This is a genomic window from Micromonospora sp. NPDC048843 (genome assembly GCF_040649965.1).
Lineage (GTDB): Bacteria > Actinomycetota > Actinomycetes > Mycobacteriales > Micromonosporaceae > Micromonospora > Micromonospora hortensis.
Window position 1 is genome coordinate 1 of the sequence record NZ_JBEZGJ010000282.1, and the last position, 6,244, is coordinate 6,244.

Annotated in this window: 6 protein-coding genes; 3 read left to right on the forward strand and 3 right to left on the reverse strand. The window is 72.2% G+C overall.

The features are described from left to right. Positions 1-73: 73 nt before the first annotated feature. Positions 74-1,879, reverse strand: a complete 1,806-nt coding sequence (aspS, locus tag AB0C20_RS34505; protein WP_357191754.1) for an aspartate--tRNA ligase — start codon at positions 1,877-1,879, stop codon at positions 74-76. Positions 1,880-2,033: 154 nt separating this feature from the next. Here aspS and AB0C20_RS34510 point away from each other — a divergent pair, with 154 nt between their 5' ends. Further along, positions 2,034-2,768 (forward strand): DUF998 domain-containing protein, encoded by a 735-nt coding sequence (locus AB0C20_RS34510; RefSeq protein WP_357191752.1) that lies wholly within the window; start codon positions 2,034-2,036, stop codon positions 2,766-2,768. A 106-nt stretch (positions 2,769-2,874) separates the two neighbouring features. Then, a complete protein-coding gene (locus AB0C20_RS34515; RefSeq protein ID WP_357191750.1) occupies positions 2,875-3,498 on the forward strand; it encodes a DUF998 domain-containing protein in 624 nt (207 codons plus the stop codon). Between the two features lie 96 nt (positions 3,499-3,594). Here the strand turns inward: AB0C20_RS34515 and AB0C20_RS34520 are convergent, their stop codons facing one another. Both AB0C20_RS34520 and AB0C20_RS34525 read right to left on the reverse strand, forming a co-directional pair. After that, positions 3,595-4,641: a S1 family peptidase gene (locus AB0C20_RS34520; RefSeq protein WP_357191748.1), complete on the reverse strand. Its 1,047-nt coding sequence runs from the start codon at positions 4,639-4,641 to the stop codon at positions 3,595-3,597. Positions 4,642-5,132: 491 nt separating this feature from the next. Then, positions 5,133-5,609: a helix-turn-helix domain-containing protein gene (locus tag AB0C20_RS34525; protein ID WP_357191746.1), complete on the reverse strand. Its 477-nt coding sequence runs from the start codon at positions 5,607-5,609 to the stop codon at positions 5,133-5,135. 55 nt (positions 5,610-5,664) lie between these two features. On the opposite strand from AB0C20_RS34525, the gene AB0C20_RS34530 reads away from it, so the two are divergent. After that, positions 5,665-6,240, forward strand: a complete 576-nt coding sequence (locus AB0C20_RS34530; RefSeq protein ID WP_357569582.1) for a PaaI family thioesterase — start codon at positions 5,665-5,667, stop codon at positions 6,238-6,240. Positions 6,241-6,244 lie beyond the last annotated feature (4 nt).

Below are 6,244 nucleotides of genomic sequence, written 5' to 3' on the forward strand. Positions count from 1 at the left end.
TCAAGAGGTTTGCGTCATCGATCGGCCTGATGATGACGCAAACCTCTTGATCAACCAAGCAGGAGCGGGCGGGTCAGACTGGGTCTGCCACCGGGGCTGCCGGGCCTGCCGTTCCGGTGTGGGCCGTTGCGGCGGGCTTCGGCTTGGCGTCGATGCCGGCCTCGGTGCGCTGCTGGGCGGTGATCGGGGTGGGGGCGCTGGTCAGCGGGTCGAAGCCACCCCGGGTCTTCGGGAAGGCGATGACCTCACGGATGGAGTCGGCGCCGGCGAGCAGCATGCAGACCCGGTCCCAGCCGAAGGCGATACCGCCGTGCGGCGGCGCGCCGTACTTGAACGCCTCCAGCAGGAAGCCGAACTTGTCCTGCGCCTCCTCGGGAGTGATGCCGAGCAGGTCGAAGACCCGCTTCTGCACGTCACCCCGGTGGATACGGATCGACCCGCCGCCGATCTCGTTGCCGTTGCAGACGATGTCGTACGCGTACGCCAGGGCGCGGTCCGGAGCCTCCTCGAACCGGTCGACCCACTCCGCGTTCGGTGAGGTGAACGGGTGGTGCACGGCGGTCCAACCGCCCTCGTCCGTGCGCTCGAACATCGGCGCGTCGACCACCCAGCAGAACGCCCAGGCGCTCTCGTCGATCAGGCCGGACCGCTTGGCGATCTCGACGCGGGCCGCTCCGAGCAGCTCCTGCGCCTCCCGAGTGGTGGTGCTCGCGGCGAAGAAGACCGCGTCACCAGGCTTGGCGCCGACCGTGTCGGCGAGCCCGCCCAGGTGCTCGGCGGAGAGGTTCTTCGCCACCGGGCCGCGCGCCTCGCCGGTCTCGGCGTCCAGCACCACGTACGCCAGGCCGCGCGCGCCACGCGCCTTCGCCCAGTCCTGCCAGCCGTCCAGCTCCTTGCGGCTCTGCGCCGCGCCGCCCGGCATCACCACAGCGCCGACGTAGCCGCCCGCGTCGATCGCCCCGGCGAAGACCCGGAACTCGGTGCCGCGCAGGTACTCGGTCAGCTCGGTCAGCTCGACGCCGTAACGCAGGTCCGGCTTGTCCGAGCCGTACCGGGCCATCGCGTCGTGCCAGGTGATCCGTGGGATCGGCCCGGAGATCTCGTGCCCGGCCAGGTCCTTCCACAGCGTCGAGACGATCGCCTCGCCGAGGTCGATCACGTCGTCCTCGGTGACGAACGACATCTCGATGTCGAGCTGGGTGAACTCCGGCTGCCGGTCGGCGCGGAAGTCCTCGTCGCGGTAGCAGCGGGCGATCTGGTAGTACCGCTCCATGCCGCCGACCATCAGCAGCTGCTTGAACAGCTGCGGTGACTGCGGCAGCGCGTACCAGCTGCCCGGCTGCAGGCGCACCGGCACCAGGAAGTCGCGGGCGCCCTCCGGCGTCGAGCGGGTCAGCGTCGGCGTCTCGATCTCCAGGAAGTCCCGCTCGTGCAGCACGCCCCGGGCCAGGTGGCTGGCGCGCGAGCGCAGCCGCAGCGCGTTCGCCGGGCCGCTGCGGCGCAGGTCCAGGTAGCGGTACCGGAGTCGGATGTCGTCGCCGGCCTCGATCTGGTCGTCCACCGGCAGCGGCAGCGGCGCCGCCTCGGAGAGCACCTCCAACTCGACGACTGTCACCTCGACCTCGCCGGTGGGCAGCTCCGGGTTCTCGTTGCCGGCCGGGCGGCGGGTCACCTCGCCGACGACCTTCACGCAGAACTCGTTGCGCAACGCGTGCGCGTCTTCCTCGCGGAACACCACCTGGACAACACCGGAACCGTCGCGCAGGTCGACGAAGATGACCCCGCCGTGGTCGCGGCGGCGGGCCACCCAGCCGGCGAGCGTCACCGTCGAGCCGGCGTCCGCGGCGCGCAGGCTTCCGGCATTGTGGGTACGGATCACGGCTGGCAACTCCTCATCGTGGAACAGTCCTCACAGGCATTCTGTCAGGGGTGGCCGCCTCGCCTCCGGGCACCCGGCAGGCCGGCACGATTCGCTGGTGGGGTGGACCGCCGAACCCGACTCCCCCGGCAGCCACGCCGGTTAACGTGGCGAAATGCGGCCCGTACCGAACTGGGCCGTCGCCACGGCGGCGGCGGCGCCCGTGCTGCTGGTGGCCGGTTGGACGGTGGCGGAGTCCCGACAGCCCGTCGGGTACGACCCGGTCCGGGACACCATCAGCGAGTTGGCAGGACAGGACGCCACCGACGCCTGGATCATGGTGGTGGCCCTGGTGCTGCTCGGCTGCTGTTACCTGTCGGTCGCCGCCGTCCTGCACGCGGCCGGGCTGCCCAGCCGCTTCCTGCTCGCGATCGGTGGCGTGGCCACCATCGCGCTGGTCGCCTTTCCCCGGCCGCCGGTCGGCGGCTCGCTCAGCCACGGCGTCGCGGCGACGGTGGCCGTCCTCGCCCTGGTGCTGTGGCCGGCCGGCTCGGCACTGCGGCTGCCGCGCGGCCACGACACCGAGCACCCCACCCGACCGGAGCCGCCCTGGGCGTTCCGCCGGGCGGTGGGGCTGAGCGCCACGCTCGTGCTGCTGGCGCTCTTCGGCTGGTGCGCGTTCGAGGTGACCAGCGGGTCGCGCACTGGGCTGGCCGAGCGGGTGACGGCGGTGGCGGTCTCCCTCTGGCCGCTGCTGGCTGTCCTCTCCGCCCGGCGCGCGCACCTGGCCTGGTCGACCGGCGGCACCGTACGCGTCGGCCCGGACCTGCCGACCGTCGGCGTCGTACCCCCGGATCCGCTCGGACCACCGAGTGGGCCAACCCCCGGGCGCCCCGACCTGCTGCCGTGAGTCGGCGGCCCGTCCGACTTTCCGTCGCCCGCGCCTGCTCGAGCGACCGCACCGTCGGCGGGTCAGCCCGGGAACAGCGCCGGTCTCGCATCGTTACGATCGCCCAATGTCCACCGCTCCCCGTTGGACCCTGCTGTCGGCCGGTGGCGCACCCCTGTTCCTTGTCGGCGGCTGGACCCTGGCGCAGGCCGCCCAGTCCGACGGGTTCGACCCGGTGCGGCAGACCATCAGCGCGCTCGCCGCCACGGGTGCGGACCATCGCTGGATCATGACGGTCGGGCTGATCGGCCTGGGCCTCTGTCACCTGACGACCGCGCTCGGCCTGGTCACCGCCGCGCTGGCGGGCCGAGCGCTACTCGCGCTGGGCGGGCTGGCGACACTGGTCGTGGTCGCGTTCCCGCAGCGCCCGACCGGTGGCTCGACGACACACGCCGTGGCCGCCGGTGTGGCGTTCGGAGCGTTGGCAGTCTGGCCGGCCCTGGCAGTGCCCTGTCGCGCGAGGCCGTCCCTGGACCGCGAGCACCGCCACCCGCCGGCTTTCATACGCCGGCTGGCGCTCACGGCGGCGGCGGTCCTCCTCGGGCTGGTTGGCTGGTTCGCCGTCGAGTTCTTCACCGACGGGGCATGGATCGGGCTGACCGAGCGGCTGGTGGCGGCCGCCGAGGCGGTCGTACCGCTGGCCGCTGTGCTGGTTGGCCGGCGCCGACCGGGATCGTCCGGGCCCGGCTGAGCGTCCTCGTTCGCCCGGTGTCCGGTTGAGTGCGGTGGCCGTCAACGCGACGCGGGCCGCCGGAACTTCTCCGGCGGCCCGCGAGCGGTGCGTGGATCAGAAGACGCTGACGCCGTAGCGGCTGAGCGCCTCGGTGACCGGCTGGAAGAAGGTCGTGCCACCGGTGCGGCAGTTGCCGCTACCACCGGAGGTCAGACCCAGGGCGGTGCCGCCGGCGAACAGCGAGCCGCCGCTGTCGCCCGGCTCGGCGCAGACGTTGGTGCGGATCAGACCGGAGACCGAGCCCTCGGCGTAGTTCACAGTGGCGTTGGTCGCGTTCACCGAGCCGCTGCGCAGGCCGGTGGTGCTGCCGGAGCGCTGCACCGACTGGCCGACGGAGGCGTTGCCGGCGCCGGTGATGTCCCGGAAGCTGCCGTTGTAGAGGGAGACGTTGCCGGCGGCGTTGGCCGAGTTGTTGTGCCGCACGATGCCGTAGTCGTTGCCCGGGAAGCTGGTGCCGGTACGGGTACCGAGCAGCGAGGTCTGGGCGGAGTTCGAGTACCAGCTGGCCGAGATGTTGGTGCAGTGCCCGGCCGTCAGGAAGTAGTAGGTGCTGCCACTGCGCACGTTGAAGCCGAGCGAGCAACGCCCGCCCCCGCCGGCGTAGATGGCCTGGCCGCCGGAGATCCGGGTGCTCAGTACGCCCGCCTCGGCCTCGACCCGGACCGCGCCGTTGGCCCGCGCGGCGGCGGCCTTGACCCGCTCCAGCTTGGCACCGGTGACGGTGCTGTCGACGGAGACGACGACCTGGTTGGTGACCGGGTCACTCCACCAGGCGGTGCCCGGGATCTTGGCGGAGCGCTCCAGCTCGGCCGTGGCCCGGTTGAGCTCGGCGGCGCCGCGGGTGACGTAGCGGACGACGGCGCCGGCCTTGCTCGCCTTGCTGGCGGCGGCCGCGTCGGTCACGGTGACGACGGATTTGCCGCTGGCGTCGATGTACGAGCCGGCGGAGCGGTCGCCGAGTTCCGCGGAGATCGCGGCGGCGGCGTCGGGCGACGCGGCAGGAGCGGCCTGGGCGGGCGCGCCGATGAGCGAGCCGACGACCAGGGTTCCGGAAACGGCGACTGTGGCCGCAACGCGGAATGAGGACCTCGTGGGTCGCATGTAACAAACCTCCTGGGCGGGGGAGCGGGTCTGCCGGGGGCGGCTGACCCGAGGGCAACCCGGCCGATCTGGGGAAACCGGCCTGGTGAAACTGAAGTATTCACATACTTAAGATCATTAACAAGGCTTGGATTCGCCCGGATTCACCGATGTCGGTTGGTCGCACGGCCGCAACACCCCCGACACGCTGGTGAACAGCCACCGTCACACCCAACCGACATCCGCCCCACTTTTGACGCGCACGATCATCGATGTCCCCCCGCGCCGGACGACGGGCGCGACGGGCGACGGACGACGGGCGACGGACGACGGACGACGGACGACGGACGACGGACGACGGACGACGGACGACGGACGACGGGCGACGGACGACGGACGACGGGCGCGACGAGCGCCGGGCGACGGGCGACGGGTGTCGGGTGCGCGGCGCGCCGGGGGCGCGGCGACGGGCGCGGCGCGCAGGCGCGTGCCCTGGCCGCCGGCGGCTCGGATCAGGCGGTACGGCGACGGGCGCCGGGGCCCGGACTGGGCACCACGTCGCGGGGCCTACCCACGTCGTGCCCGCCGGCGCAGCGCAGTTCGGCACGCACCTCGGCGCCGCAGTCGCGGTGCGTGACACTGAGTGGCGGGCCCTCCTCGTCGGCGAGGTACCGGTCACCCCAACCGAGGACGGCGACCAGCACCGGCCACAGATCAAGGCCCTTCTCCGTGAGCCGGTACTCGTGGCGCAGCCGACTGCCGGGCTCCCGGTACGGCTCGCGACTGAGCACGCCCTGCTCCACCAGGCTGGCGAGCCGGTTGGTCAGCACCTGGCGCGGAATACCGGTGCGTACCCGCATGTCGTCGAAGCGGCGCACACCGGTGAACACCTCGCGGAGCACCACCAGGGTCCACCGCTCACCGAGGATCTCCATCGCGCGGGCGATGGTGCAGTTCTCCACTGACCAGTCCAGAGCCGCGGGTCGCATCCGACCAGGCTAGATCTCGTTGACAGACTCAGCAACCTGCTGCCAGGCTGCGTCCATGACGCAGACGCAGGAACCAGTGCGCAGCCGTACCTTCACCTGGGCGGACCCGTCGGTCAACGCCGCCCAGGTCGGCCGACGCGGCGGTCTGGACATGCTCCGGGCGATGATCGCCGGCGAGCTGGCCGCGCCGCCGGTGATGCACCTTCTCGACATGACCAGGATGGAAGCCGACGAGGGCCGGGTCGTCGTCGAGCTGACTCCGCAGGAGTTCCACTACAACCCGCTCGGCAGCGTCCACGGCGGCGTGCTCTCGACACTGCTGGACACCGCCGCGGGCTGCGCCGTGCACACCACGCTGCCCGCCGGCGTCGGCTACACCTCGCTGGACCTCAACGTGAAGTTCCTCCGCCCGGTCACCGTCGACAGCGGCACCCTGCGCTGCGAGGGCACGGTGCTGCAACGCGGCCGCCGTACGGCCCTGGCCGAGGCCCGCATCACCGACGCCACCGACCGCCTGATAGCCCACGCCACCAGCACCTGCCTCCTGCCCCGACCAGGGCGGGCCGGTGGTCCAGGCGGAACCGTAGCTCGTCGCCGGGCATCGCCATCAGCCCGAGCGCGTAGTGGGTAGCGTC

Excerpts from the sequence above, each read along its gene's own strand:
- AB0C20_RS34510 (WP_357191752.1), top strand. The coding sequence starts at position 2,034 with ATGCGGCCCGTACCGAACTGGGCCGTCGCCACGGCGGCGGCGGCGCCC.
- AB0C20_RS34515 (WP_357191750.1), top strand. The coding sequence starts at position 2,875 with ATGTCCACCGCTCCCCGTTGGACCCTGCTGTCGGCCGGTGGCGCACCC.
- AB0C20_RS34520 (WP_357191748.1), bottom strand. The coding sequence starts at position 4,641 with ATGCGACCCACGAGGTCCTCATTCCGCGTTGCGGCCACAGTCGCCGTT.
- AB0C20_RS34525 (WP_357191746.1), bottom strand. The coding sequence starts at position 5,609 with ATGCGACCCGCGGCTCTGGACTGGTCAGTGGAGAACTGCACCATCGCC.
- AB0C20_RS34530 (WP_357569582.1), top strand. The coding sequence starts at position 5,665 with ATGACGCAGACGCAGGAACCAGTGCGCAGCCGTACCTTCACCTGGGCG.